Here is a 25,728-nt window from a genome sequence, read left to right as displayed (position 1 = left end):
GACCCGTGGCCCCACAGAGCACACCCGACCACGGCCCGGGAGCCGGGCCGGAGCCCGAGGGCTGGTGGGTGTTCCGCGGCCCCGCGCCCCTGCCCGCGGCACCCCCGTGGCGCTACTTCGCCGCCGCCCGCAGGAGGGCCGGGACGCCCGCGCCGTACCTGATGGACCGCAACGAGGTGTCCGTCGTCAACGCCGCCCTGCACCTGCACCGCCCGTTGCTGGTCACCGGCCGCCCCGGCACCGGCAAGAGTTCGCTGGCCCGCGCCATCGCCGCCGAGCTGGGCCTCGGCGACGTGCTGCGCTGGTCCGTCAACTCCCGTTCCACCCTGTCCGACGCGCTGTACCGCTACGACGCGGTGGGCCGGCTGCGCGAGGCGTCGCTGCGCCGCGAGCGGGAGGCGGCCCGTACGGCGCCGCGCCGGCTCAAGGACCACCGCGGCTCCTTCACCACCGACATCGGCCACTACCTGCGCCTGGGCCCGCTCGGTACGGCGCTGGCCGCCACCGAGCGCCCCCGGGTCCTGCTCGTCGACGAGCTGGACAAGTCCGACATCGACCTGCCCAACGACCTGCTGGTGGTCCTGGAGGAGGGCGAGTTCGAGATCCCGGAACTGGCCCGGCTGTCCGAACAGCACCAGGACGTGCACGTGCTCACCGACGGCAGCCGGGAGCGGGTACGGGTGCACCGCGGCGTCGTCTCCTGCGCGCACTTCCCCGTCGTGGTGATGACCAGCAACGGCGAACGCGAGTTCCCGCCCGCCTTCCTGCGCCGCTGCGTCCGCCTGGACCTGCCCGACCCGACGCCCGAGCGGCTGCGCGAGATCGTCGCCCACAACCTCGGCCCGGCCGCGCTCGCCGAGGCGGAGGACCTCATCGACGGCTTCCTCCAGCGCTCCAAGACCGAGACGCTCGCCACGGACCAGCTGCTGGCCGCCGTCCACCTGCGCATCACCGGAGCCGACCTGACCAAGGACGAACTGCTCTCCGCGGTCATGCACCGCCTGGACGAACCCATGTCGCCATGATCGACCGGCTGCGGCAGATCCTCGCGGGCCAGGGGTACGACCTCGGCGCGAGCGAACTGCTGGACGTCCTGTGGCTGGCCCGCGTGGTGCGCGAGGGCGAGCGCCGCGCCGCGCTGCCCGCGGAACGGCCCGGCGAGGACGCCGGGCCGGGACCGGACGGCGGCCCGGTGCCGGCACCGGCGCCGGCGGACGCGCGCGCGGACGGCGCCGGTGGCGGCCCGGGGGAGGCGGACGGGCCGGACGGTACGGACGGCGCGCGGGGGGACGAAGGGGGCGCGGGCCTGCCCGGCGGCACCCCCGTGACCGTACTGCCGTCGCAGCGTTCCCTGTACGCGATGGGCAGCGAGGGCGGCAGCGCGCTCAGCCGCCGGGCCCGGCCCGCCCGGGCCCCCGGCCGCCGCGCGCTCGCCAGACCCCAGCACCTGTCCCGGGCCCTGCGCCCGCTGCGCCGGTTCGAGCCGCACCCGCACCGCTCGGCGCCCGACGTGGAAGCCACCGTCCGGCTCGCCGCGGAGACCGCGCTGTTCGACGTCGTCTCCCGGCCGGACCAGGAGCACCGCTGGTCCGCCGTCCTGCTGGTGGACGACGCGCCGTCGATGCGGGTGTGGAGCCAGCTCGCCGGTGAGCTGCGGGCGGTGCTCGACCGGGGCGGCATCTTCCGCGGCGTGCGGGTGTGTGCCTTCGACCCGCAGGACATGGCCGTCCTGGGCCGCCTGCCGTGGGCCGCCGGCCCCACCCTGACCTTCGTCCTCACCGACGGCACGAGCCCGGGCTGGCGCACCCCGGACGCGGCGCGCGCCGTGCGCCGCTGGGGCCGCTACGGGCCGGTGGCGGTGCTCCACCCGCTGCCCCGGCGGCTGTGGCGGGGCACCGCGCTGGACGCCCAGCCCCGGCTGCTGACCTCCCCCGTGGAGTTCGGCGGCGCCGGCCGGACCACCGTGCTCGACCCGCTGACGGGCGAGCCGGACCCGGAGGCCGAGGAGCCGGGCACGGTCGCGCTGCCCGTCGTCCCGCTGACCCCCGGCGGGCTCGGACAGTGGGCCGCCCTGCTGACCCGCCCCGGCGTCCCGCACCTGATCGACACGGTGCTGCTGGGCGAGGACCCGGAGCAGGACCCGCCGCGCCCCGCGGGCTCGGCGGCGGACCTGGTCGCGCACTTCCGCGGCGCGTTCTCGCCCGAGGCGTACCGTCTGGCCGTACGGCTGTCCGCCATCAACCCGCTCACCGTGCCCCTGATGCAGCTGGTGCGGGCCGCCACGATGAGCGACGCCGGACCGACCCAGGTCGCCGAGATCCTCCTCGGCGGCCTGCTGGAACGCGTCGCCGCCCCGCGCGGGGCGCGCTCGCTCGGCGGGTTCGACGGGCCGCTGGGCACCGGCGCGCGACAGCCCGTCTACGACTTCCGGCCCGGCGTGCGCGACCTCCTCTTCAGCGGCCTCGGCACCCAGCAGTCCCTGGCCGTCGTCGAGGCGGTCGGGCGCGCCCTGGAGCCGTACATGGGGCGGCTGCCCGACTTCCCGGCCCTGGTCGCCGACGACACCGGGGAGATGCGCCTCCAGGAGTCGGCGCAGGCGTTCGCGGTGCTCGCCAGCCCTGTGCTGGAGCGGCTGGGGGGCCGTGTGCCCGGGGGGACGGACGTACCGGGCACCGGCACGGAAACGGCCGAGGCTGCCAGGACTGCCGGAGAGCCCGTTCGTACGGAGGGGGGAGAGCCCGTCCGTACGGAGGCCGAAACCCTCGTCGGTACGGAAGCCGAAACCAACGTCGGTACGGAGGCCGAAGCACCCACCCGTACGGAGCCGGAAGCACCGGCACACCACCCGGAAGCATCAGCACACCACCCGGAAGCCCCGGAAGAGTCCGCCACCGAGCCCGCTCCGCCCCTGCCCCAGGCCCCGCCCCTGCCCGAGGCCCCACCCCGCCGCTCCCTCCCCGCCCTGCCCGTCGAAGAGCTGCGCGAGCCGCTGCGCTTCACCGTGCTCGGGCCGGTCGGCCTGTGGCGCGGCGACCAGCGGATCGAGATCCCGTCCCGCATGGACCGGGCGCTGCTCGCCGCCCTCCTGCTGCGCCACGAAGGCGTCGCCTCCGAGGCCGAACTGCTCAACGCGCTCTGGGGCGCCGACCCGCCGCGCAGTGCCCGCTCGATGCTGGACCACGGCATCGCGCGGCTGCGCAAGGCCCTCGGCGAGGACGAACACGTCCTGGTCCGCGAGCGCGTCGGCTATGCCCTGCGCGGCGACGCCGGGACCGACATAGACATGGACCTGGAACGCGCCCAGGGCTACGAGCGCGCCGCCCGCGCCGCCCGGGACGCGGGGGAGTGGGACCGCGCCCGCACCCTGCTGAACGCCGCCCTCGGCCTGTGGCGCGGCGAGCCGCTGGCCGGGCTCCCCGGCCCGTACGCGCAGTCCGAGCGGCTGCGGCTGACCGAGTGGCGGCACACCCTGGTCGAGGAACGCATCGAGTGCGACCTGTGGCTCGGCGGGTACGACGGGGCCCAGGCCGAGCTGACCGAACTGCTCGCCCGCGACCCCTCCCGCCCCCGCCTGCGGGAACTGCTGACGCTCGCGCGCGCCCAGGGCAAGGCCCGGCAGAGCGGCGACACGGCCCCGCCGCCCCCGCGCGAGCCGCTGCGCATCACCGTGCTCGGTCCGGTGCGGATGCTGCGCGGCAGTGCGGACCTGGCGACCGGCACACCGCAGCAGCGCGCGCTGCTCGCCGTCCTGGTGCTGCGCGCAGGCAGTGTCATCTCCGAAGCCGACCTGATCGACGCCCTGTGGGGCGACGACCCGCCGAACTCCGCCTACGCCGCCCTGCACACGTACGCCTCCCGGCTGCGCAAGGCCCTCGGGCCGGACGCGGACGTCCTGGTCACCGAGAACGGCGGCTACGCGCTGCGCCGGACCGCCAGAACCGACCTGGACGTGGACCTGCGCCGGGCCGACGACCTGGTCACCGTGGCCCGCGACGCCCGCGCGGCCCGGGACTGGGACAGCGCCAGGGACCTGCTGGACGCGGCCGTCGCCCTGTGGCGGGGCGGACAGCCCCTGGCGGGGCTGCCGGGGCCGTATCTGCGCGCCGAGTCCCGGCGGCTGGCCGACCGGCGGCGCACCCTGGTCGAGGACCGCACCGAGATGGAACTGCGCCTGGGCCGGCACGCCGCGGCCGAGGAAGCGCTCACCTGGCTGCTCTACCTGGACCCGGCCCGCGAACGCACCCGCGAACTCCTCGCGCGCGCCCTGGCCCACGACGAGCCGGTCTCCCCGGGGCTGCGCAGCCTCCTGCGGGCCGGCCGGTACGGGCCCCGGCAGGACCGCGCGGGCGGCAGCCGGACGGCCGAACTGGGGCGGCTGGCGGACCACCTGACGCGGCAGCGGCCGACGGGACGCAACGCCTGTGTCATCTCCGGGGGCGCGGGCGTCGGCAAGACGAGCCTGGCGGCGCGGGTGGCCGACGCGGTGCAGGACCGGTTCCCGGACGGGCGGCTGTACGCGATCATGCCGGCCGAGGGCGATCCGGAGGCCGCGGTACCGCGGCTGGCCGCTGTGCTGCTGCGCCAGCTCGGCTACCGCGAGGAGGAGATCCCCGCCGAGGCCGGGGAGCGGGTGGCGTTCTACCGGGCGGCGGTCGGCGCCCTGCGCCTGGTCGTCGTCCTGGACGAGGTGCGTGACGTCGGGGCCGTACTGCCCCTGCTGCCGGACGCCGCGGGCGCCGCCCTGGTCATCGGCCGCGACCGGCCGCCGGCCGGCCTGACCGGCGTCCTGTCCGTGCACCTGGAGAGCCTGAGCCTGACCGACGCGCTGGAACTCCTCGCGCTGCGGGTCGGCGAGGAACGGGTCGCGGCCCGCCGCGCGGTGGCGCGCGCGGCGCTGGAGGCGTGCGGCTGTTCGGAGGCCGCGGTCGAGGCGGTGGCCGCGGAGCTGTTGCTGGACGGCCCGGCGGACCGTACGGCGGCCGAGGCCATGATCCGCAGCACCGCGCTGCGCCTCACCCACGACCTCGCCCCGCCTGCGCTCGCCGCCTTCCGGCTGCTGGCGCTGCCGCACTGTACCGACCTGCCGGCCGCCGCCGTGGCCGCCCTCACGGGCACCGACCCCGCCACCGCCCGTACCCACCTGGACACCCTGGTGCGGGCCGGACTGCTGAAGACCTCGGCCGCCGGCCGCTACCGGCACCGCGAAGCACTCGCCGCCTTCGCCTACGACGAGCTGACCCGGCACACCGCGCCGGAGGACCGCACCGCCGCGCTGTCCCGGCTCCTCGACTGGTACCTGGTCACCGCCCACCGGGCGTACGGCCTCGACGCGCCCGGCGCCCTGCTCCTGGACCGCACCGCCTCGCCCGCCTCGTCCGTCACGGCCGCCCCGTTCGCGGACCGCAGGGCGGCGGCGGACTGGTGGGCGGCGGAGGGAGCCGGAGCGCTGTCCGTCGTCCAGCAGGTGGTGGAGCTGCCGTCCGGGGCGCACACCGCCCGGTGCGCCGACACGCTGCTCCTCCTCGAACCCCTGCTGGGCGCGGGGCGCCTGACGGACCGCTACGAGCAGACCGCGCTGGCCGTGACCACCGGGGCGGCCACCGGCCGCGACAAGCGCGCGGAGGCGCGCGCCCGGCTGGCCCGTGCCCGCGCCTGCCTGACGGCCGACCGGTTCGCCGACGCCGAGGACGAGGCCCGCCGCGCGTACCGGCTGGGTCTCGACGCGGGAGACCCGGTGACCAGCGGCCGGGCGCCGCTGGTGCGTGGCGCCGCCGCGGTCGGGCTGCGCCGGCCCGACGCCGAACAGCACTTCACCCTGGCCATGAGCCACTGCCAGGTGCAGGGCGACCGGCTGGGCGAGGCCGCCGTACTGGTGGAGCGCTCCCGGCTGTGCGTCCGCGACCGGGAGGCGGCGCGGGGCGTCGGGCTCGCCCGGCAGGGCGTGGACATCTGCCGCGCCATGGGCCAGGGGCAGCGTCTCGGCACGGGGCTGTACTTCCTCGCCGTCGCCCTGGCCGAAACGGGCCGCCACGAGGAGGCGCTGGCCGCCCTCCAGGAGGCGTCGCCCCTCTTCGACGAGGCCGGGCAGCGGCTCTGGACGGGCCTGGTCCAGCTGCGGTCGGCCGAGTCCTGCCTCGCCGTCAACTGGGCGGACGGCGCCGTACGAGCGGCGGAGGAAGCGGTACGCCTGTTCGCGGAGGCGGGCGGCGACCGGCGGATGGCCGACGGGCTGAGCCTGCTGGCCCACGCGCTGGACGCCCTGGGCCAGGAGAAGCGGGCCCAGGAGCGCTGGAGCGAAGCGCTCGCCCTGTACGAGACGCTGAACACGCCCGGCTCGACGGGACCGACGCTGCGGCCGCCCCTGGAGCCGGGCGGGGCGTGAGAGCCGCTACGCGGCGAACGCCCCGAGCACGGCCGTCAGCTCCGCCGGCGCGTCCTCCTGTACGAGGTGCCCGGCGCCCTCGAAGAGGTGCAGGCGGGCGTCCGGGATCAGCGCCGCGAGGTCGTGCGCCAGGGCGACGGGGTTCCAGGCGTCCTCCGCTCCCCAGGAGACGAGGGTCGGTACCGAGACCTTGCCGTACTCCTCCTTGAGGTCCGCGGTGCTGAGCAGCCCGTTCTGCTCGATCTGCCGGTAGAAGGCGGGCTGTCCCTCCTGGGTGCACCACGGTGCGACGAGCTGTTCCAGGACGGACGGGTGCAGGCCGGGGCTGCTCGCGGAGGAGATGTACTCCGTCACCAGCGCCCGGTGCAGGGCGGTGGGCAGCTGTGCGAAGACGTCGGGGTGCTCACCGAGCAGGCGGTACGTGGCGGAGCCCCAGCCGGGGAGGGCGGTCGGGCCGACGAGGGCGAGGCGCCGGTAGCGCGCGCCGTGCGCGAGGTGGGCGCGCAGGGCGACGTAGCCGCCGAAGTCGTGGGCGACGACGGTGGGTTCCTGGGCGGTGAGTCCCCAGTGGGCGAGCAGTTCGGTGAAGACCTCGGCCTGCTTGCGGAGGGACACGTCCTGGCCGGCGGCTTGCGCGGAAGCGCCGTAGCCCGGCATGTCCCAGGCGTGGACCCGGAAGCGGGCGGACAGCGCCCGTGCGACGCCTCGCCAGACGTACGAGGAGAACGGCGTCCCGTGCAGCAGGACCAGGGGCGGCGCCCCGTCCTCGCCGAGCGCGGTCCAGCGCACTTCACCCGAGGTACTGCGGTACGTACGGTTCAGCTGCCACTGTGTCATGACCGTAAGCGTAGTGACTCCTTACAGGGGTGTCGAGGGGGCCGCGGGGACGGGTGCGCGCCCGTGAGGCGACGGGGCCGGCGCGTGGTGCGGCCGGGGGCGTGGGGCCGGGCCCCCACGCGCCCGGCATGCGCCCCCGCGCCTGCTCGTAGAATCGTGCGCACCATGGTTTACCTCGACCACGCCGCCACCACCCCGATGCTCCCGGAGGCGGTGCAGGCGATGACCGCCCAGCTGACCGTCACCGGCAACGCGTCCTCGTTGCACGCCGCGGGCCGGCGCGCCCGGCGCACCGTCGAGGAGGCGCGGGAATCCCTCGCCTCCGCGCTCGGCGCGCGCCCCAGTGAGGTCGTCTTCACCGCGGGCGGTACCGAAGCCGACAACCTCGCGGTCAAGGGCCTGTACTGGGCCCGCCGGGACGCCGAACCGGCCCGTACCCGCGTCCTCGCCAGCCCCGTCGAGCACCACGCCGTCCTGGACGCCGTGGAATGGCTCGCCGAGCACGAGGGCGCGCGCGTCGAGTGGCTGCCCGTCGACGCGTACGGACGGGTGCACGCCGACGCGCTCCGCGAGGCGATCGCCCGCGACCCCGACGACGTCGCCCTCGCCACCGTCATGTGGGCCAACAACGAGATCGGCACGGTCATGCCGGTCCGCGAACTGGCCGAGGCCGCGGCGGAGTTCGACGTTCCGCTGCACGCCGACGCGGTGCAGGCGTTCGGACAGCTGGAGGTCGACTTCGCGGCCTCCGGCCTGGCCGCGATGACCGTCTCCGCACACAAGATCGGCGGGCCGTACGGAGTGGGAGCGCTGCTGCTGCGGCGCGAGTACGCACCCGTCCCCGTCCTGCACGGCGGCGGCCAGGAACGGCAGGTGCGCTCCGGCACCCTGGACACCCCGGGCATCGCCGCGTTCGCCGCCGCCGCGCGGCACGCCGTCGCGCACCGCGCGGAGTTCGCCCGCGACATCGGCGCCCTGCGCGACGACCTCGTCAAGGCGGTACGGGCCGCCGCCCCGGACGCCGTCCTCGGCGGCGACCCCGACCCGGCGGGCCGCCTGCCCGCCAACGCCCACTTCTCCTTCCCCGGCTGCGAGGGCGACTCCCTGCTGCTCCTCCTGGACGCCCAGGGCATCGCCTGCTCCACCGGCTCCGCCTGCACCGCGGGCGTCGCCCAGCCCAGCCACGTCCTGCTCGCCACCGGCGTGGACGCCGACCTCGCCCGCGGCACGCTGCGCTTCTCCCTGGGCCACACCAGCACCGCGGCGGACGTGGCGGCGGTGGCGGAGGCGATCGGTCCGGTGGTGGAACGGGCACGGAGCGCGGGGCTGAGCTGACCCGGGGGCTGCCGGGCTCCACGCAAGCCGGGCTCGGCGCGTCGGGCTCAGAGCCAGTCGGCCGCTGCCTGGAGGAGCAGCCGCCAGGCCGGCTCGGCGCCGGTGCCGAACGCCGCGGCGAGGGCGTACCCGACCGCGGCGTCCTCCCGCAGCGGCGGCGCCACGTCCGGATGCCAGTCGGCCCAGACGTGCCCGGTGCCGTCCGAGGAGAAGTCCGCGATCCGGCGGCCTTCCTTGACGAGCCGGCTCCCGTTGGGCGAGTCCGGGAGGAGCCGGTACACGGCGCCGCCGTAGATCGCCTCCACCCGGTGGGAGCGCCGGGTCAGCCGTCCCCCGGCAGGGGTGAGGTGCGCGGGCCGGCCGTCGACGGTCAGCCGCAGGTACGCGCCGTCGCGGGTGCCGACGGGGACGTGCCCGGCCGGCGGCGCGCCCGGTGAGCGGCGCAGCTCGGCCGTCGCCACCCGGTCGCCCCGGACCGTGAGCAGGCCGGCGTCGGCGTCCAGGTCCAGCACGATCCGGCCGAAGACGCGGTCCTCGGCGAGGCCGGTGCCGGGGCGGCCGCCGGTGCCGCGGCGCGCCGGCCCAGTGGCCGGGGCTCTGTCGTACGCCATGCATGGTCCGTTCCGCGAGGGGCGCCGCGCGGCGCCCGGGCGCCCCGGCGGCCCGCGTCACGCCCCCGGGGTGGGGGACGGCCGGCGCAGCTCGGCGCGCACCAGGTCCAGGTACAGCCTCCAGTTCCAGTGTGGCCCGGGATCGGTGTGATCGGCGCCCGGTACCTCCACATGGCCCACGATGTGCTGCCGGTCGGCGGGGAAGCCGTAGCGCCGGCAGATCCCGGCGGTCAGCCGGGCGGATGATGCGTACATGGCAGGAGTGAAGGACGCCGGGCGGTCCACGTAACCCTCGTGCTCGATCCCGATGCTGCGCTCGTTGTACGCGCGGTTGCCCGCGTGGTACGCCACGTCCAGCTCCCGGACGGTCTGCGCCACCTGCCCGTCCTTGCGCACCACGTAGTGCGCCGCCGCGCCGTGCAGCGGGCTCTGGAAGACCCGCAGCGCGTCGGTGTAGCCGCCCTGGACGACATGGACGACGACCCGGTCGATCGGGTAATCGTCCGGGCGGTCGGCCTGCCGCCAGTTCGCCGGGGCGGCCGGCACCCAGCGCGCGGAGGTGTGGTCCACCGCGCCGTCCGTCCGCGGTTTCCTGCGGCCCGGCAGCCGCCACCACCAGCGCAGCACGTCGTCGTGCAGCGCGTACGCCGTACCGCCCGCCAGCGCCGTGCCCACGCCGCCGAGCAGCAGGGCCCGCCTGCTGAACCCCTGGCCGGCCGGCTGCCCGGCTCCCCCCGCGTCTCCCATGCGCTGCACAACGCTTGGAGGGCCGTCGGTGGTTCCGTCTACCCTGGAAGGGTTATGACGACTGACGCTCCCCGCCGCCTCCGCGTGCTCGCCGCCATGTCCGGCGGTGTCGACTCCGCCGTCGCCGCCGCCCGCGCCGCCGAGGCCGGCCACGACGTGACCGGCGTGCACCTCGCGCTCTCCGAGAATCCGAAGTCCTTCCGCACCGGAGCCCGGGGCTGCTGCACGATCGAGGACTCGCACGACGCGCGCCGCGCCGCCGACGTCATCGGCATCCCGTTCTACGTGTGGGACCTCGCCGAGCGCTTCCGCGAGGACGTGGTCGAGGACTTCTTCGCCGAGTACGAGGCGGGGCGTACGCCCAACCCCTGCCTGCGCTGCAACGAGAAGATCAAGTTCGCCGCGCTGCTGGACAAGGCGCTCGCCCTCGGCTTCGACGCGGTCTGCACCGGCCACTACGCCACGGTCGTGGAGCGCCCGGACGGCAGCCGTGAGCTGCACCGCGCCTCCGACATGGCCAAGGACCAGTCGTACGTCCTCGGCGTGCTCGACGACCAGCAGCTCGCGCACGCCATGTTCCCGCTCGGCGACACGGTCACCACCAAGGCGGAGATCCGCGAGGAGGCCGCCCGGCGCGGTCTGTTCGTCGCCAAGAAGCCGGACAGCCACGACATCTGCTTCATCGCGGACGGCGACACCCAGGGCTTCCTCGCCAAGCGGCTCGGCCGCGCCGAAGGCGACATCGTCGACGAGTCCGGCACCAAGGTGGGCACCCACGAGGGCGCGTACGGCTTCACCATCGGCCAGCGCAAGGGCCTGCGCATCGGCACCCCGGCCCCGGACGGCAAGCCGCGCTACGTCCTGGACATCTCCCCGGTCGACAACACCGTCACCGTCGGCCCGGCCGAGTCCCTGGACGTGACCGCGCTGACCGCCGTCCGCCCCCGCTGGTGCGGCGCCGCGCCGGACGGCCCCGGCACGTACACCGCCCAGCTGCGCGCCCACGGCGGCGAGACCGAGGTCACCGCCGAGCCGGTCGAGGGCGGACTGCGCGTGACCTTCGCCGAACCGGTCCGCGGCGTGGCCCCCGGCCAGGCCGTCGTGCTGTACGACGGGACACGGGTGGTCGGCTCGGCGACGATCGCGACGACGGAACGGGTCCGCGCGCTCGCGTGACCGGCGGGCGCCCGGCCGGGGCCGCCGGCCGGGGGCTCAGAGCACGCCGCGTACCGACCGGCGGTAGGTCGAGCGCCGCTCCTCGATGGCGCTCCAGCGGTCGCCGTAGACGTTCCGGGTGATCCCGGACTCCGCAAGGAAGTCGTGCGGGAAGCCCAGCGGTACGGCGCTGACCTCGTCGAGCCGGCGCAGGGCGGCCGCGTCCAGCTCGACCTCGACGCTCGCGAGGTTGTCGGCGAGCTGGCTCTCCTTGGTGGCGGCGATGATCGGGATGATGTTCCCCGGCTGCTGCCGCAGCCACGCCAGCGCCACCTGGGCCGGGCTCCAGCCGCCCTGCTCGGCGATCTCCAGCACCGCCGTGATCGTCTCCTCGGTGTGGCCCGGGCCGCGGCCGTCGTCGCCGACCACGTCCAGCCGGCCCGTCTCGCCGCGGCGGTACTTGCCGGTGAGCTTGCCGGCGGCCAGCGGGGCCCACGCCAGGACGGCCAGGTCGAAGGCGCGCGCCTGGGGCAGCAGCTCGCGCTCCGGGGTGCGCTCCAGCAGGCTGTAGCGCAGCTGGGAGCCCGCGAACGCGGTCCAGCCGCGCAGCTCGGCGAGGGTGTTGGCCTGCGCGATCTCCCAGGCGGGCCAGTCGGAGACACCGACGTACTGCACTTTGCCGGACCGTACGACGTCGTCCAGCGCCCGCATGGTCTCCTCGACGGGCGTGAAGTGGTCCCGCGCGTGCACCCAGAGGACGTCGAGGTGGTCGGTGCGCAGCCGGGTGAGGCTCTGCTCCACCGACTGCACCAGGTTCTTGCGGTGGCTGCCCGCGGCGTTCGGGTCGCCCTCGCGGGTCGCGCAGGTGTACTTGCTGGCGAGCACGAAGCGGTCCCGGCGGCCTTCGAGCAGCTTGCCGAGGATCTTCTCGGAGCTGCCGTCGGTGTAGTTGTTCGCGGTGTCGATGAAGTTGCCGCCCGCGTCGTCGTACGCGTCGACGATCCGCGCGCTGGTGTCCTCGGGGGCGCCCCAGCCCCAGTCCGAGCCGATGGTCATGGTGCCGAGGCTCAGCTCGCTCACCCGCAGACCGGTCCTGCCGAACAGTGTGTAACGCACGAAGAGTTCCCCTTCGGTGGTCGGGTCGTGCGTCCGACGCTATGAGCTGGAGGGCACTCCAGCGCAAGCGTCCGGCCGGGCGGGCGTGGCCTGACAAATGTCACGGCGATGTGGTGACAGCCGGAGCTGCCGGGAGAGGGGGCCGCGCGGCGAGGCTGGAAGCGGCACGGACGGACCACGCGGACAGTGACACGGAGGACCCCATGGACAGCCAGGCCCCGCACCGTACGACGGCCGGCGCCGGAACCGGCACCGGCACCGGCGAGGCGGCCCGTACGGGCGGGACGGCCCGCACCGGTGGGACGGCCCGGCCCGGCAAGAATCTGGAGGGCCCCCGGGCGCTGCTCCTGGACGTCGGCGTCCCGATCGCCTCGTACTACGTCCTGACCGGCGTCTTCGGCCTGAGCACCCTCGCCGCGCTGGCCTGGAGCGGTGCCCTGCCCGCCGCGCGGTCCGTGTGGAGCCTGGTCAGGGAGCGCCGTCTCAACGCCATGGCCACGGTGATGACGGTGACCAACGTCGTCGGCCTGCTGCTGAGCCTGATGGCGGGCGACGAGCGGCTGATGCTGGCCAAGGACAGCGCCGTGAGCAGCACCTTCGGCCTGGCGGTGCTGGTGTCCGCGCTCATCGGGCGGCCGATGCTGGCGCCGACGCTCAAGCCCTGGCTCACCCGCGGCGACACGGCCAAGGCCGCCGCGTGGGACCGGCTGACGGCCGGGTCGGCGCGGTTCCGGCGGGCGCAGAGCCGGCACTCCGCCGTGTGGGGCGCCGCCCTGCTGGGCGAGTGCGTGGCCCGGGTGATCGGCGCGTTCACCCTGCCGGTGGACGTCATGGTGTGGCTGGGCACGGTGCTGCTGATCGTGGCCGTCGTCGTCGCCACCGTGGTCAGCGCGATGGTCGGCATCCACACGATGGTGTGGATGCTGGTGGCCGAGGTGGCGGCGCACGCGGAGGCCGGCGCGGGGACCGGAGCGGCGGCCTCCGCCCCGGCCCCGGACGTCAGCGCAGCCCCGGCAGCGACCGCAGCTCGGTGATCCGCAGGGCGCGTGCCAGCAGCAGGAAGAGCAGGACCATGGTCGCCGCCCCGGCGGCCAGGGCCGCCGCAGTCGACCAGAAGGTGCTCCCGGTGGCACCGGCGCAGGCCTGGGCAGCCGCCCAGCCCACCGCCCCCGCGGCGAGCGCGGCACCGGTGAGCTTGCCGTACGTACGGCTCAGCCGGCGCCCGTCCAGCCGCCCCTCCAGCCGGCGCCGCAGCAGGTACGCGCTGGCCAGCAGCCCGGCGCCGTACGACAGGGCGTACGCGGCCGCCATGCCGACCACCGCCCACCGGGCCGGCAGCAGCAGGTGGCAGGCGGTGGCGAGCGCGATGTTCACGCCGGAGATCCAGGCGGCCATCAGGAACGGCGTACGGGTGTCCTCGAAGGCGTAGAAGCCGCGCAGCAGCAGCGACTGGGCGGAGAACGGGATCAGGCCCAGCCCGAGGGCCTGGAGCATCTGCCCCAGCGGCACGGCGGACTCGGCACTGGCGGCGCCGTGCGCGTACAGCAGCTGCGCCATCTCCGGGCCGAAGGCCACGAAGAACACGGCGGCCGGGACGATGACCGCGCCGCTGACGCGCAGCGCGCGGGAGAGGTCGTCCCGCAGGTCGTCCAGGCGCCGTTCGGCGGCCGCCCGGGTCATCCGCGGCAGCAGCGCGGTGATCAGCGAGACGGTGACGACGGACTGCGGCAGGCCCCAGATGTTCTGCGCGTAGGTGTAGGAGGAGAGGCCGACGCCGCCGGTGGGCAGTTCCTGGTCGGCGGCGGTCGCGTAGTGCGTCACGACGGTCATCGAGACCAGGTTGGCCAGCACGAACAGCAGCGTCCAGCGCGCGGCGTTCGCGCTCTTGCGCAGCCCCGTGCCGCGCCAGTCGAAGCGCGGCCGGAAGCGGAAGCCCGCCTCGCGCGCGTACGGGACCAGGGCGAGCGCCTGGAGGGCGATGCCGATCGTGGTGCCCACGCCGAGCATCCGCACCTGCGCGTCGGTGATCTCCGCCACCGTCTCCGGCACGGTCAGCAGGCCGAGGTACGCGCCGAACATGGCGATCAGCACGACGTTGTTGAGCACCGGCGTCCACATCATCGCGCCGAACTTCCCGCGCGCGTTGAGCACCTGCCCCAGGATGCCGAACACCCCGTAGAAGAAGATCTGCGGCAGCAGGAACCGGGCGAAGACCACGGTCAGTTCGTACGCGGCGTGGTGTTCCGGCGTGTCCGTCGTGTAGAGGCTCACGATCTCGGGCGCGGCCCACACCGCGAGCAGCGTGCCGATGCCGAGGACGGTCAGGACCAGCGTGACCAGCCGCTGTTCGTGGGCCCGCCCGCCGTCCGGGTGCTCCGCCCGGGCCCGTACGAGCTGCGGGACGAGCACCGCGTTGAGGGCGCCGCCGATCAGCAGCGTGTACAGGCTCGTCGGCACGAGGTTGGCGGTGTTGTACGTGGTGGCCAGCAGCCCGGTACCGAGGGCGCCGGCCTGGAGGACGCCTCTGATCAGGCCGGTGGCCCGGGAGACGACCGTACCGGCGGCCATCAGTAAGGAGGAACGGCGCAGATTCCCGCCGCCCCCGCCCGTCCTCGTGTCCTCCTCGCCGTCGGCCGTCTGCGTCGTGTGTGCGCTTGCGCGCGTTCCCTCCACCATGACCGCAACCTAAACCCAGAGGTTCACGCATCGCGACTTCCGTCCCGGTGGCCACGGGCGGCCCCCGGGCCCCTAGGCTCGGCGGCAGCGACGGGACGCCAAGGGCAGCCCGGCCGGACTCCGGTGCCACGCGCGCGGATCCGGGCCGCGGGCGGCCCTTCGTCGGCCACGAAGGGAAGTACGGACATGTCGACAGTGCACGCCGGGACCGGTGCGGCCGGACGGAACTCAGCGGTCTCCCTGGAGCTGCTGCACCAGGAACTGGTACGGCGCAACCCGGGGGAGCCCGAGTTCCACCAGGCCGCCCTCGAAGTGCTGCAGACCCTGGCCCCGGCGCTGGCGGCCCGTCCCGAGTACGCCGAGGCCGGCATCCTGGAACGGCTCTGCGAGCCGGAGCGCCAGATCCTCTTCCGCGTACCGTGGCAGGACGACTCCGGGGCCGTCCGCATCAACCGCGGCTTCCGGGTGGAGTTCAACAGCGCGCTCGGGCCCTACAAGGGCGGGCTGCGCTTCCACCCGTCCGTCAACCTCGGCATCGTCAAGTTCCTCGGCTTCGAGCAGGTCTTCAAGAACGCCCTCACCGGACTGAACATCGGCGGCGGCAAGGGCGGCAGCGACTTCGACCCGCGCGGCCGCTCCGACGCCGAGGTGATGCGCTTCTGCCAGTCCTTCATGACCGAGCTGCACCGGCACCTGGGCGAGCACACCGACGTACCGGCGGGCGACATCGGCGTCGGCGGCCGCGAGATCGGCTACCTCTTCGGCCAGTACCGGCGGATCACCAACCGCTGGGAGGCCGGGGTGCTGACCGGCAAGGGCCTCGGCTGGGGCGGGTCCACGGCCCGTACGGAGGCCACCGGGTACGGCAACGTGCTCTTCACCGCCGAGATGCTGCGGCAGCGCGGCGAGGACCTGGACGGCCGGCAGGTCGTGGTCTCCGGCTCGGGCAACGTCGCCGTCCACAGCATCGAGAAGTCCCAGGCGCTCGGCGCCAACGTGCTGACCTGCTCGGACTCCGGCGGCTACGTGATCGACGAGAAGGGCATCGACCTCGATCTGCTCAAGCAGGTCAAGGAGGTCGAGCGGGGCCGCGTCGAGGAGTACGCGGAGCGGCGCGGGGTCTCCGCCCGGTACGTGCCGGGCGGCCGGGTCTGGGACGTGGCGTGCGACGTCGCGCTGCCCTCCGCCACCCAGAACGAGCTGGACGCCGACGCCGCGCGCGTCCTCGTGCGCAACGGCGTCAAGGCCGTCTCGGAAGGCGCCAACATGCCGACGACGCCCGCGGCGGTGGCCCTCTTCCAGGAAGCGGGCGTGGCCTTCGGGCCCGGCAAGGCGGCCAACGCGGGCGGCGTGGCCACCAGCGCCCTGGAGATGCGGCAGAACTCCGCCCGCGAGTCCTGGAGCTTCGAGCGCACCGAGGGCGAACTGGCGGCGATCATGCGCGGCATCCACGACACCTGCTACGAGACCGCCGAGCGCCACGGCCTGCCGGGCGACTACGTCACGGGCGCCAACGTCGCGGGCTTCGAGCGGGTGGCGGAGGCGATGCTGGCACAGGGGCTGATCTGAGGCGCCGGGGCCGGGGCGGGGCCGGTCCCGCGCCGGATCCGGCACCGGTGCCGGATCGTAGAGTGGCCGGTATGAACATCTGCGTCTTCTGCTCCGCCGCCGACCTCGACGCCCGCTACACCGGACCCGCCCGCGAGTTCGCCGAGCTGCTCGGCAAGGGCGGCCACACCATGGTGTGGGGCGGCTCGGACAGCGGACTGATGAAGGTCATGGCGGACGGCGTGGAGGCGGCGGGCGGCCGGCTCGCCGGTGTCTCCGTGGACTTCCTCGCGCACAAGGTGCGGCCCGGGGTCGACGACATGGTGGTCACCAAGGACCTCGCCGAGCGCAAGGCCGAGCTGCTGGCGCGGGCCGACGCGATCGTCATCATGGTCGGCGGCACGGGCACGCTCGACGAGGCCACCGAGATCCTGGAGCTGAAGAAGCACGGCCTGCACACCAAGCCCGTGGTCCTGCTGAACGCCGCCGGGTTCTACGACGGCCTCAAGGAGCAGTTCCAGCGCATGGAGAAGGAGGGCTTCCTGCCGCTCCCGCTCACCGAACTGGTCTTCTTCGCGGAGGACGGCGCGGGGGCCCTGGCGTACCTGGAGGAGCAGGCGGGCGTCCAGGGCTGAGGCGTACGGGACGTGAGAGGCGGGAGTCCGGACCGGAGCCGGAGATTCCGCTCCACGCGGACGGCCGCGCCCCGTACCCGTACCCCTCGTTAGGATCGGGCCCATGGGTACGCACTTGATCACGGGCGCAGGATCGGGCATCGGAGCGGCGGTCGCGCGGCGGCTCGCCGACCGCGGCGAGGACCTCTGGCTGCTGGCGCGCGACGCCGGCCGCGCCAAGGAGCTGGCCGGGCAGTTCCCCGGCGCCCGTACGGTGGTCGGCGACCTCGCCACCCCGGAGAAGCTGGACTGGGCCTTCGGCAAGCAGTCGCTGCCGGACCGCCTCGACTCCCTGCTGCACATCGCGGGCGTCGTCGAGCTGGGCGCCGTCGGCGACCTCGGCCCCAAGGCCTGGCAGCGCACCCTCGCCGCCAACCTCGTCTCGCCCGCCGAGCTGACCCGCCAGTTCCTCCCGCAGCTGCGCGTCGCCAAGGGTCATGTCGTCTTCGTCAACTCCGGCGCCGGCCTGCACGCCCACGCCCAGTGGGGCGCCTACGCCGCCAGCAAGCACGGCCTGAAGGCGCTGGCCGACTCGCTGCGCGCCGAGGAGCACGGCAACGGCGTACGGGTCACCTCCATCTACCCGGGCCGCACCGCGACCCCCATGCAGGAGAGCGTCTTCCGCCAGGAAGGCCGCGAGTACGACGCCTCCCGGTGGATCGACCCGGAATCGGTGGCCACCACCCTGCTCACGGCACTGGACCTGCCGCGGGACGCGGAGATCAACGACCTGACGGTGCGTCCGGGGCGGTGACGGCGCCCGCCCACCCGGCGCCCCGTGGTCCAGGGCCACATACCCTCAGAGGGTGACCGAGAACAACGCCCCCACCCGCCTCGCCGGCCACGCCGGCACCGGCACGGCCACCGGTGTCGGCTCGATGCCCGGCGGCGACGCCCGCGAGGCCGCCAGGACCGTGACCGGCTCGCTGGAGACCCTGCCGTACCTGCCGGAGCTGCCCGCCCGCGGGCCCGGCGCCGACATGATCGGCCGGACCGCCGGCCTCCTCGTCGAGGTGTACGCCCACGTGGAGCCGAGCGGCTGGCGGATCAGCGACCGGCCGGGCCGGGACACCCGGCGCGCCCGGTCCTGGATGGGCGAGGACCTGGACGCGCTGGAGGAGTTCACCCAGGACTACGAGGGGCACCTGAAGGTCTCGGCGGTCGGCCCCTGGACGCTGGCCGCCGCGCTGGAGCTGCGCAACGGCGAGGCGGCCCTCAGCGACCCCGGCGCCTGCCGGGACCTGACGGCGTCGCTGGCCGAGGGCCTGCGCGCGCACCTGGCCGACGTCCGGCGGCGGGTGCCCGGCGCGCGCCCGGTGCTCCAGCTCGACGAGCCGTCGCTGACGGCCGTCCTCCAGGGGCGGATCAAGTCCGCGAGCGGCTACCGCACCCACCGCGCCGTGGACCGGGCCGTCGTCGAGGGCGCGCTGCGCGATCTGGTCGCCGTCGCCGGGGAGGCGGACGCACCGGTGATCGTCCACTCCTGCGCCCCCGAGGTTCCCTTCGCGCTGCTGCGCCGCGCGGGCGTGTCCGGCATCTCGTTCGATTTCGGACTGCTCACCGAGCGTGACGAGGAGGCGGTCGGCGAGGCGGTCGAGGGCGGTACGACGCTGCTGGCGGGCGTGGTGCCGGGCGTGGACGGCCCATTGTCAGACCCTGCCGGTAGCGTCATGGGTGTCAGGACGCTGTGGCGCAGGCTGGGGCTGGCGCCGGGGACTCTCGCGGAGTCCGTGGTGGTCACCCCGTCGTGCGGGCTGGCGGGTGCTTCGCCCGCATATGCCCGTGCGGTGCTCGCTCACTGCGTCCGGGCCGCGAGATCGCTCGCAGACAACCCTGAGTGACGGCACTCAAGGATCACGGGAGGACGTAACGGTGGCCGGCGAAGAGCAGACGGCGGGGCACGCGGTGCCCGCGAAGGCGCGGGAAGAGCATGCCCATCTGGCCGAGCAGATCGAGGAGCACCGCTTCCGCTATTACGTGAAGGACGCCCCCGTCGTCAGCGACGCGGAGTTCGACAAGCTGCTGCGGTCCCTGGAGGCGCTGGAGGAGGAGTATCCGGAGCTGCGTACCCCGGACTCCCCGACGCAGAAGGTCGCCGGGCAGTACGAGACCGAGTTCACCGAGGTCGCGCACCGCGAGCGGATGCTCTCGCTGGACAACGCCTTCGACGACGAGGAGCTGGCGGCCTGGGCCGAGCGGATCGCGACGGAGCTGGGCGGCGACCCCAAGAGCGCCGGCTACCACTTCCTGTGCGAGCTGAAGGTCGACGGGCTCGCGGTCAACCTCACGTACGAGAACGGCCGGCTGACCCGCGCCGCCACCCGCGGCGACGGCCGTACGGGTGAGGACATCACGCCCAACGTCCGCACCATCGCCGAGATCCCGGACCGTCTGAAGGGCGACCGCGTCCCGGAGCTGGTGGAGGTGCGCGGTGAGGTGTACTTCCCGATGGAGAAGTTCCTGGAGCTGAACGAGCGGCTGGTGGCCGACGGCAAGCCGCCGTTCGCCAACCCGCGCAACGCCGCCGCCGGTTCGCTGCGCCAGAAGGACCCCAAGGTCACGGCCACCCGCCCGCTGCACATGGTCGTGCACGGCATCGGCGCCCGCGAGGGCTTCGACATCGACTGCCAGTCGCACGCGTACGGCCTGCTGCGCGAGTGGGGCCTGCCCACCTCCGACCACAACGAGGTCGTGGACTCCCTGGAGGCGGTGCGCGACTTCATCAAGCGCTACGGCGACCCGGAGACCCGCCGCACGGCCGTCGCCCACGAGATCGACGGCACGGTCGTCAAGCTGGACGAGATCGCCCTCCAGGGCCGGCTCGGTGCCACCTCGCGCGCGCCGCGCTGGGCGATCGCCTGGAAGTACCCGCCGGAGGAGGTCAACACCAAGCTGGTGGACATCCGCGTCGGCGTCGGCCGTACGGGCCGCGTCACGCCGTACGCGGTCGTCGAGCCGGTCACGGTGGCCGGTTCCGAGGTCGAGTTCGCCACCCTGCACAACCAGGACGTGGTCAAGGCCAAGGGTGTCTACATCGGTGACACGGTCGTGCTGCGCAAGGCCGGTGACGTGATCCCGGAGATCCTGGGGCCGGTGGTGGACCTGCGGGACGGCAGCGAGCGGGAGTTCGTGATGCCCGCCGAGTGCCCCGAGTGCGGTACGGCGCTGCAGCCCGCCAAGGAGGGCGACGTCGACCTGCGCTGCCCCAACGCCCGCTCCTGCCCCGCGCAGATCCGTGAGCGGCTGTTCTACCTGGCCGGCCGCAAGTCGCTGGACATCGAGAACTTCGGCTATGTCGCGGCCACCGCGCTCAGCCAGCCCCTGGAGCCCGCCGAGCCGCCGCTGAAGGACGAGGGCGACCTCTTCAGCCTCTCCATCGAGCAGCTGCTGCCCATCAAGTCCTACGTCCTGGACCCGGACAGCGGCCTGCCCAAGCGTGACCCGAAGACCGGCGAGGAGAAGGTCGTCACCTTCTTCGCCAACCAGAAGGGCGAGCCGAAGAAGAACGCCCTGGCGATGCTGGAGAACATCCAGGCGGCCAAGGAGCGGCCGCTGGCGCGCGTCCTGACGGGCCTGTCGATCCGTCATGTGGGTCCGGTGGCGGCCCAGGCGCTGGCGATGGAGTTCCGTTCGCTGGACCGGATCAGGGACGCGAGCGAGGAGGAGCTGGCCGCCGTGGAGGGCGTCGGCGCGACCATCGCGGCCTCCCTCAAGCAGTGGTTCGCCGAGGACTGGCACCGCGAGATCGTGGAGAAGTGGCGGGCGGCCGGGGTCCGGATGGAGGAGGAATCCTCAGGAGACGAAGGCCCGCGTCCACTTGAAGGCGTCACCGTCGTTGTAACGGGCACACTTCAGTCACACACCAGAGATGGCGCGAAAGAAGCCCTGCAGCGTCTCGGAGCGAAGGTGACCGGTTCCGTTTCGAAGAAGACCGGTTTCGTGGTGGTGGGAGACAATCCTGGTTCGAAGTACGACAAGGCCATGCAGTTGAAGGTGCCTGTGCTGGACGATGACGGCTTCGCGGTGCTGCTGGAGCAGGGGCCCGATGAAGCACGAGCGGTAGCTGTCACTCCGCCTGAGGGCGAGTGAGGAGTCACCTCATCGGCGCATAGCAGATGGTTCCGGAAGGCCGGGTCGCATTCGGGCAACCGCTGCCGATCGCTGCCCGCGGCGGCCTTCTGCGGCCTACTGTTGAGGTGTGCGCCTGCCGTGGCGCGGGCACAGCCGGCTGTGAGAGGTATCGGAATGAAACCGACCGACAGCGCCGCTCCGGCGTCGCGGCTCCGCCGGCTCGTCGTGCCCGCGCTGCCCGCGGCCGTCGTGCTGATGGCGGGCACCGCGCTCGCGGCGGGGGTGATCCGGACGCTCGGCGCCGGCCGGGCCCTGTTCCCGGAAGGCGCCGTCGGCTGGGCCCTGGCGATCCTGACCGGCGTCATCGTGGGCCATCTGGTGGCGCTCGGCCGCGACCGCTGGTGGGGCGGCACGGGCTCGGGCGCGGCCCTGGCCCTCGCCGTCCTGCTGCTGTACGGCTGGGTGCCCGCCGTCCTGGTGAGCGTGGCCGTCGTCCTGCTGGTCGGCGCCGCGCGCCGGCACCGCTGGCGACAGGCCCTGCTGCACGGCGCGGTGGACATCCTCGGGATCGGCGCCGCGGCGCTGGGCCTCGCCGCCTTCCACGTCGTACCGACCATCGAGCACCCCTGGCAGCCCGCGGCCTGGGACCTGTCCGTGCTGCCCGACATCCTGGTCGCGGCCACCGCCTACCTGGTCGTCACCCGCGCCCTGCTGTGGTTCACGATGGCCTCGCACAGCGGCAGCCTGCCCACCATCGCCCGGACGGCCCTGGCCCGCCAGGCCCTGGTGGGCGTGGCGCTGCTCGGCATCTCGCCGCTGATCGTGGTGGCCGCCGTGCACGCGCCGTTCCTGCTGCCGATGTTCGCCGTACCGCTGATCGCCCTGGACTCCACCCTGTGGATCGCCCGCGCCCGCGCCGAGGAGCAGCTGCGCGATCCGCTCACCGGCCTGCCCAACCGCCAGTGGCTGCTGGAGCGCACCTGGACCGCGCTGGACGACGCCGAGCGCATCGGCGCCCGTTCCGCCCTCGTCCTGATCGACCTGGACCGTTTCCGCTCGGTCAACGACACCCTCGGGCACCTCGCGGGCGACCGGCTGCTGCTCCAGATAGCCGACCGGCTGCGGCACGCGCTGCCGCGCGGCGCGGAGGTGGCCCGGCTCGGCGGTGACGAGTTCGCGGTCCTGCTGCCCACCGCCGACTCCCTGACCAGCGCCCAGCGGGTGGCCCGCAACCTGGTCGCGGCCCTCGGCTCGCCGCTCGACCTGGACGGCCTGACCCTCGTACTGGAGGCCAGCGCGGGCGTCGCGGTCTTCCCCGACCACGCCCTGGACGCCGAGGGCCTGCTGCGCCGGGCGGACGTCGCCATGTACCAGGCCAAGCGGGACCGCAGCGGCGTCGAGGTGTACGAGGCCAAACGGGACGGCAACACGCCCGACCGGCTGGGCCTGCTGGGTGACCTGCGCCGCGCGCTGGACGCCGGTGACGTGGAGCTGCACTACCAGCCCAAGGTCGGCTTCGACGGGCATGTGGCCGGGCTGGAGGCGCTGGTGCGGTGGGTCCATCCGGAGCGCGGCCGGGTTCCTCCGGACGAGTTCATCGCCATCGCCGAGTCGTCCGGGCTGATGCCGCGCCTGACGGAGTACGTCCTGGAGACCGCGCTCGCCCAGGTGGCCCGGTGGCGCGCGTCCGGCCTGGAGGTGCCGGTCGCGGTCAACGTCTCACCGCGCGACGTGCACACCCCCGGCTTCGCCGGCGCGGTGGCCGCCCGGCTGGCCCGGCACCAGGTGCCGCCGGGCTCGCTCCAGTTGGAGATAACGGAACACGTCCTGCTGGAGGACCCGCAGCGGGCCGCCGACACGCTGCCCGGGCTGACCGGGCACGGCGTCAAGATGTCCCTCGACGACTTCGGCACGGGCTATTCGTCCCTCGTCCACCTGCGCCGCCTGCCGGTCAGCGAGCTGAAGATCGACCGCTCCTTCGTCGCCCGGCTGGCCGTGGACAACGAGGACGCCGAGATCGTCCGCTGCACCCTGGACCTGGCCCACTCGCTCGGCCTGCTGGTGGTCGCCGAGGGCGTCGAGGACGACGAGACCTGGGAGCGGCTGCGCGACCTGGGCTGCGACGCCGTACAGGGCTGGCTGGTCGCCGCCGCGATGCCGCCGGACGAGACCACGGCCTGGCTGCGGGCCCGCGGCGAGCGCGGCTGGCAGCGCGAGGCGGAGCGCCCGGCCGCCGAGCCCCAGCACGAGCGCGCCGCGGCGGTCGAGCAGACCGCCGACCAGCGCGTCACCTGACCGGACCGGCGGCCCGGTGCCCCGGCCGCCGACCGTCGCCGTACGCCGCCGGCGCCCCGCGCCGCACGTCCGGACGGCGGCGCCGCCCCGCTCCCGTACCGCCGGCCTGCCCAGCCCGCCCGCGCCCCGCGAAGCGCCCGTGACGGCCCCCTCGGGGAATGCGTTTCGAACCCCCATCGGCTACGCCATAGGATTGGCCCGGACAACACAGCCAAGACACTCACCCTGAGGATCGCTGCATGCCTGGCATCACGCGCGAGGAGGTTGCCCACCTCGCCCGGCTGGCGCGCTTGGAGCTGAAGGACGAAGAGCTCGATCACTTCGCCGGACAGCTCGACGACATCATCGGCGCGGTCGCCCGCGTCTCCGAGGTCGCCGACCAAGACGTACCGCCGACCTCCCACCCGCTGCCCCTGACCAATGTCATGCGGCCGGACGTGGTTCGTCCGTCGCTGACGCCCGAGCAGGCGCTGTCCGGCGCCCCGGCCCAGGAACAGCAGCGTTTCAAGGTGCCGCAGATCCTGGGGGAGGAGTGACCGACATGGCAGATCTGATCAAGCTCACCGCCGCCGAGATCGCGGCGAAGATCGCCGCCGGCGAGGTCACGGCCGTCGAGGTCACCGAGGCGCACCTGGCCCGCATCGAGGCCGTCGACGAGAAGGTGAACGCCTTCCTGCACGTGGACCGCGAGGGCGCCCTCGCCCAGGCCCGTGCCGTGGACGCCAAGCGCGAGCGCGGCGAGAAGCTCGGCCCGCTGGCCGGCGTGCCGCTCGCCCTGAAGGACATCTTCACCACGGAGGGGGTGCCCACCACCGTCGGTTCGAAGATCCTCGAAGGCTGGATCCCGCCGTACGACGCGACGGTGACCAAGCGGCTCAAGGCCGCCGACGTCGTCATCCTCGGCAAGACCAACATGGACGAGTTCGCCATGGGGTCCTCCACCGAGAACAGCGCCTACGGCCCGACCGGCAACCCCTGGGACCTCACCCGTATCCCGGGCGGCTCCGGCGGCGGCTCCTCCGCCGCGCTCGCCGCGTACCAGGCCCCGCTGGCCATCGGCACGGACACCGGCGGCTCCATCCGCCAGCCCGCCGCCGTCACCGGCACGGTCGGCGTCAAGCCCACCTACGGCGCGGTCTCCCGCTACGGCATGGTGGCGTTCTCCTCCTCCCTCGACCAGGGCGGTCCCTGCGCCCGTACGGTCCTGGACGCGGCCCTGCTGCACGAGGTCATCGCCGGCCACGACGAGCTGGACTCGACCTCCATCGACGCGCCGGTCCCGCCGGTCGTCGAGGCGGCCCGCAACGGTGACGTCAAGGGCATGCGCGTCGGCGTGGTCAAGGAGTTCTCCGGCGAGGGCTACCAGGCCGGCGTCATGCAGCGCTTCAACGAGTCCGTGGAGCTGCTGCGCGAGCTGGGCGCGGAGATCGTGGAGATCTCCTGCCCGTCCTTCGACAAGGCGCTCGCCGCGTACTACCTGATCGCGCCCTCCGAGTGCTCCTCGAACCTGGCCCGCTTCGACGCCATGCGCTACGGCCTGCGGGTCGGCGACGACGGCACCCGCTCGGCCGAGGACGTCACCGCCCTGACCCGCGAGGCCGGCTTCGGCCCCGAGGTCAAGCGCCGCATCATGCTCGGCACCTACGCGCTCAGCTCCGGCTACTACGACGCGTACTACGGCTCCGCGCAGAAGGTGCGCACCCTGATCACCCAGGACTTCGAGAAGGCCTTCGAGCAGGTCGACGTGCTGGTCTCGCCGACCACGCCCACCACCGCCTTCCCGATCGGTGAGCGCGCCGACGACCCGATGGCGATGTACCTCGCCGACCTGTGCACGATCCCGACGAACCTGGCAGGCAACGCGGCCATGTCGCTGCCCTGCGGCCTGGCCCCCGAGGACGGGCTGCCGGTGGGGCTGCAGATCATCGCCCCTGCCATGGCCGACGACCGGCTCTACAAGGTCGGTGCCGCGGTCGAGGCCGCGTTCACCGCCCGTTGGGGGCACCCGCTGCTTGAGGAGGCACCGTCCCTGTGAGTGGAAAGCTTGCGAAGGCCAAGGGCTTCAAGAAGTCCAAGGCCGGTACGTATCTGTCCATCGGCACCACGCTGTTCGGTGCGGTGAGCGTCGTCAAGCAGGCGAAGGCGGCCAAGGGGGAGCAGGACAAGCTCCAGCTCCTCGATGCCGTCGTCTCCGCCGCCGCCATCGCCACCGGAGTCGCGCTGCTGGTCCGCGATCTGCGTCGTCTCAACAACGACGACGTGCTCGCGGGCTGAGCGGGAC

The 25,728-nt window shown here is 74.1% G+C and carries 19 protein-coding genes; 14 read left to right on the top strand and 5 right to left on the bottom strand.

Going from position 1 to position 25,728, the window contains the following annotated elements:
• The first annotated feature begins 5 nt into the window (after window positions 1-5).
• Together AB0L45_RS14670 and AB0L45_RS14665 are read left to right on the top strand one after the other, a co-directional pair.
• Window positions 6-1,025, top strand: coding sequence for a MoxR family ATPase (locus AB0L45_RS14670; protein ID WP_365839646.1), 1,020 nt, complete (start codon window positions 6-8; stop codon window positions 1,023-1,025).
• Window positions 1,022-6,382, top strand: coding sequence for an SAV_2336 N-terminal domain-related protein (locus AB0L45_RS14665; protein WP_365839644.1), 5,361 nt, complete (start codon window positions 1,022-1,024; stop codon window positions 6,380-6,382). The genes AB0L45_RS14670 and AB0L45_RS14665 overlap by 4 nt, the downstream gene beginning before the upstream one ends.
• A 6-nt stretch (window positions 6,383-6,388) precedes the next feature.
• Here the strand turns inward: AB0L45_RS14665 and AB0L45_RS14660 are convergent, their stop codons facing one another.
• The gene (locus tag AB0L45_RS14660) at window positions 6,389-7,219 is read right to left on the bottom strand and encodes an alpha/beta hydrolase (protein WP_365839642.1); all 831 of its coding nucleotides are present in this window, start codon (window positions 7,217-7,219) and stop codon (window positions 6,389-6,391) included.
• A 165-nt stretch (window positions 7,220-7,384) separates the two neighbouring features.
• Here AB0L45_RS14660 and AB0L45_RS14655 point away from each other — a divergent pair, with 165 nt between their 5' ends.
• The gene (locus AB0L45_RS14655) at window positions 7,385-8,554 is read left to right on the top strand and encodes a cysteine desulfurase family protein (RefSeq protein WP_365839640.1); all 1,170 of its coding nucleotides are present in this window, start codon (window positions 7,385-7,387) and stop codon (window positions 8,552-8,554) included.
• Between the two features lie 47 nt (window positions 8,555-8,601).
• Here AB0L45_RS14655 and AB0L45_RS14650 read toward each other — a convergent pair whose 3' ends face one another.
• Window positions 8,602-9,165, bottom strand: a complete 564-nt coding sequence (locus tag AB0L45_RS14650; protein WP_365839638.1) for a hypothetical protein — start codon at window positions 9,163-9,165, stop codon at window positions 8,602-8,604.
• A 57-nt stretch (window positions 9,166-9,222) separates the two neighbouring features.
• On the bottom strand, window positions 9,223-9,912 hold the full coding sequence (locus tag AB0L45_RS14645) for an N-acetylmuramoyl-L-alanine amidase (RefSeq protein ID WP_365839637.1): 690 nt from the start codon (window positions 9,910-9,912) through the stop codon (window positions 9,223-9,225).
• A 54-nt stretch (window positions 9,913-9,966) separates the two neighbouring features.
• On the opposite strand from AB0L45_RS14645, the gene mnmA reads away from it, so the two are divergent.
• Window positions 9,967-11,088, top strand: a complete 1,122-nt coding sequence (mnmA, locus tag AB0L45_RS14640; protein ID WP_365839635.1) for a tRNA 2-thiouridine(34) synthase MnmA — start codon at window positions 9,967-9,969, stop codon at window positions 11,086-11,088.
• Window positions 11,089-11,124: 36 nt separating this feature from the next.
• On the opposite strand, the gene AB0L45_RS14635 is transcribed toward mnmA, so the two are convergent.
• On the bottom strand, window positions 11,125-12,183 hold the full coding sequence (locus tag AB0L45_RS14635; protein WP_365839633.1) for an aldo/keto reductase: 1,059 nt from the start codon (window positions 12,181-12,183) through the stop codon (window positions 11,125-11,127).
• 203 nt (window positions 12,184-12,386) lie between these two features.
• Between AB0L45_RS14635 and AB0L45_RS14630 the strand changes: the two genes are divergently transcribed.
• Window positions 12,387-13,217, top strand: coding sequence for a VC0807 family protein (locus AB0L45_RS14630; RefSeq protein WP_365839631.1), 831 nt, complete (start codon window positions 12,387-12,389; stop codon window positions 13,215-13,217).
• On the opposite strand, the gene murJ is transcribed toward AB0L45_RS14630, so the two are convergent.
• Window positions 13,183-14,751, bottom strand: a complete 1,569-nt coding sequence (gene murJ, locus AB0L45_RS14625; protein ID WP_365839924.1) for a murein biosynthesis integral membrane protein MurJ — start codon at window positions 14,749-14,751, stop codon at window positions 13,183-13,185. The two genes, AB0L45_RS14630 and murJ, sit on opposite strands and share 35 nt — an antisense overlap.
• 294 nt (window positions 14,752-15,045) lie before the next feature.
• On the opposite strand from murJ, the gene gdhA reads away from it, so the two are divergent.
• From gdhA to AB0L45_RS14580, 9 genes are all read left to right on the top strand, one after another.
• Complete coding sequence (gene gdhA, locus AB0L45_RS14620) at window positions 15,046-16,428, top strand: NADP-specific glutamate dehydrogenase (protein ID WP_365839629.1); 1,383 nt, start codon at window positions 15,046-15,048, stop codon at window positions 16,426-16,428.
• A 71-nt stretch (window positions 16,429-16,499) separates the two neighbouring features.
• Window positions 16,500-17,042, top strand: coding sequence for a TIGR00730 family Rossman fold protein (locus AB0L45_RS14615; RefSeq protein WP_365839627.1), 543 nt, complete (start codon window positions 16,500-16,502; stop codon window positions 17,040-17,042).
• A gap of 103 nt (window positions 17,043-17,145) precedes the next feature.
• Entirely contained in the window at window positions 17,146-17,835 is a 690-nt protein-coding gene (locus tag AB0L45_RS14610) for an SDR family oxidoreductase (protein WP_365839625.1), read from the top strand.
• 124 nt (window positions 17,836-17,959) lie between these two features.
• A complete protein-coding gene (locus tag AB0L45_RS14605) occupies window positions 17,960-18,922 on the top strand; it encodes a methionine synthase (RefSeq protein WP_365839922.1) in 963 nt (320 codons plus the stop codon).
• 31 nt (window positions 18,923-18,953) lie between these two features.
• Window positions 18,954-21,170, top strand: coding sequence for an NAD-dependent DNA ligase LigA (gene ligA, locus AB0L45_RS14600; protein ID WP_365839623.1), 2,217 nt, complete (start codon window positions 18,954-18,956; stop codon window positions 21,168-21,170).
• Between the two features lie 156 nt (window positions 21,171-21,326).
• The gene (locus tag AB0L45_RS14595) at window positions 21,327-23,447 is read left to right on the top strand and encodes a bifunctional diguanylate cyclase/phosphodiesterase (protein WP_365839621.1); all 2,121 of its coding nucleotides are present in this window, start codon (window positions 21,327-21,329) and stop codon (window positions 23,445-23,447) included.
• Window positions 23,448-23,686: 239 nt separating this feature from the next.
• Window positions 23,687-23,983 (top strand): Asp-tRNA(Asn)/Glu-tRNA(Gln) amidotransferase subunit GatC, encoded by a 297-nt coding sequence (gene gatC / locus AB0L45_RS14590; RefSeq protein ID WP_003984986.1) that lies wholly within the window; start codon window positions 23,687-23,689, stop codon window positions 23,981-23,983.
• Window positions 23,980-25,482 carry an Asp-tRNA(Asn)/Glu-tRNA(Gln) amidotransferase subunit GatA gene (gene gatA / locus AB0L45_RS14585; protein ID WP_365839619.1) on the top strand — a complete coding sequence of 501 codons (1,503 nt, stop codon included), beginning with the start codon at window positions 23,980-23,982 and terminating at the stop codon, window positions 25,480-25,482. The genes gatC and gatA overlap by 4 nt, the downstream gene beginning before the upstream one ends.
• Window positions 25,479-25,721: a hypothetical protein gene (locus AB0L45_RS14580; RefSeq protein ID WP_030668052.1), complete on the top strand. Its 243-nt coding sequence runs from the start codon at window positions 25,479-25,481 to the stop codon at window positions 25,719-25,721. Before gatA ends, AB0L45_RS14580 begins: the two co-directional genes overlap by 4 nt.
• Window positions 25,722-25,728: the final 7 nt, after the last annotated feature.

It is taken from the genome of Streptomyces sp. NPDC052496, from assembly GCF_040679095.1.
Taxonomy (GTDB): Bacteria; Actinomycetota; Actinomycetes; order Streptomycetales; family Streptomycetaceae; genus Streptomyces.
This window is presented reverse-complemented; position numbering and strand designations above follow the sequence as displayed.

Coding starts and splice junctions, on each gene's coding strand:
- AB0L45_RS14665 (WP_365839644.1), top strand. CDS start 1,022: ATGATCGACCGGCTGCGGCAGATCCTCGCGGGCCAGGGGTACGACCTC.
- AB0L45_RS14660 (WP_365839642.1), bottom strand. CDS start 7,219: ATGACACAGTGGCAGCTGAACCGTACGTACCGCAGTACCTCGGGTGAA.
- AB0L45_RS14655 (WP_365839640.1), top strand. CDS start 7,385: ATGGTTTACCTCGACCACGCCGCCACCACCCCGATGCTCCCGGAGGCG.
- AB0L45_RS14650 (WP_365839638.1), bottom strand. CDS start 9,165: ATGGCGTACGACAGAGCCCCGGCCACTGGGCCGGCGCGCCGCGGCACC.
- AB0L45_RS14645 (WP_365839637.1), bottom strand. CDS start 9,912: ATGGGAGACGCGGGGGGAGCCGGGCAGCCGGCCGGCCAGGGGTTCAGC.
- mnmA (WP_365839635.1), top strand. CDS start 9,967: ATGACGACTGACGCTCCCCGCCGCCTCCGCGTGCTCGCCGCCATGTCC.
- AB0L45_RS14630 (WP_365839631.1), top strand. CDS start 12,387: ATGGACAGCCAGGCCCCGCACCGTACGACGGCCGGCGCCGGAACCGGC.
- murJ (WP_365839924.1), bottom strand. CDS start 14,751: ATGGCCGCCGGTACGGTCGTCTCCCGGGCCACCGGCCTGATCAGAGGC.
- gdhA (WP_365839629.1), top strand. CDS start 15,046: ATGTCGACAGTGCACGCCGGGACCGGTGCGGCCGGACGGAACTCAGCG.
- AB0L45_RS14615 (WP_365839627.1), top strand. CDS start 16,500: ATGAACATCTGCGTCTTCTGCTCCGCCGCCGACCTCGACGCCCGCTAC.
- AB0L45_RS14610 (WP_365839625.1), top strand. CDS start 17,146: ATGGGTACGCACTTGATCACGGGCGCAGGATCGGGCATCGGAGCGGCG.
- AB0L45_RS14605 (WP_365839922.1), top strand. CDS start 17,960: ATGCCCGGCGGCGACGCCCGCGAGGCCGCCAGGACCGTGACCGGCTCG.
- AB0L45_RS14595 (WP_365839621.1), top strand. CDS start 21,327: ATGAAACCGACCGACAGCGCCGCTCCGGCGTCGCGGCTCCGCCGGCTC.
- gatC (WP_003984986.1), top strand. CDS start 23,687: ATGCCTGGCATCACGCGCGAGGAGGTTGCCCACCTCGCCCGGCTGGCG.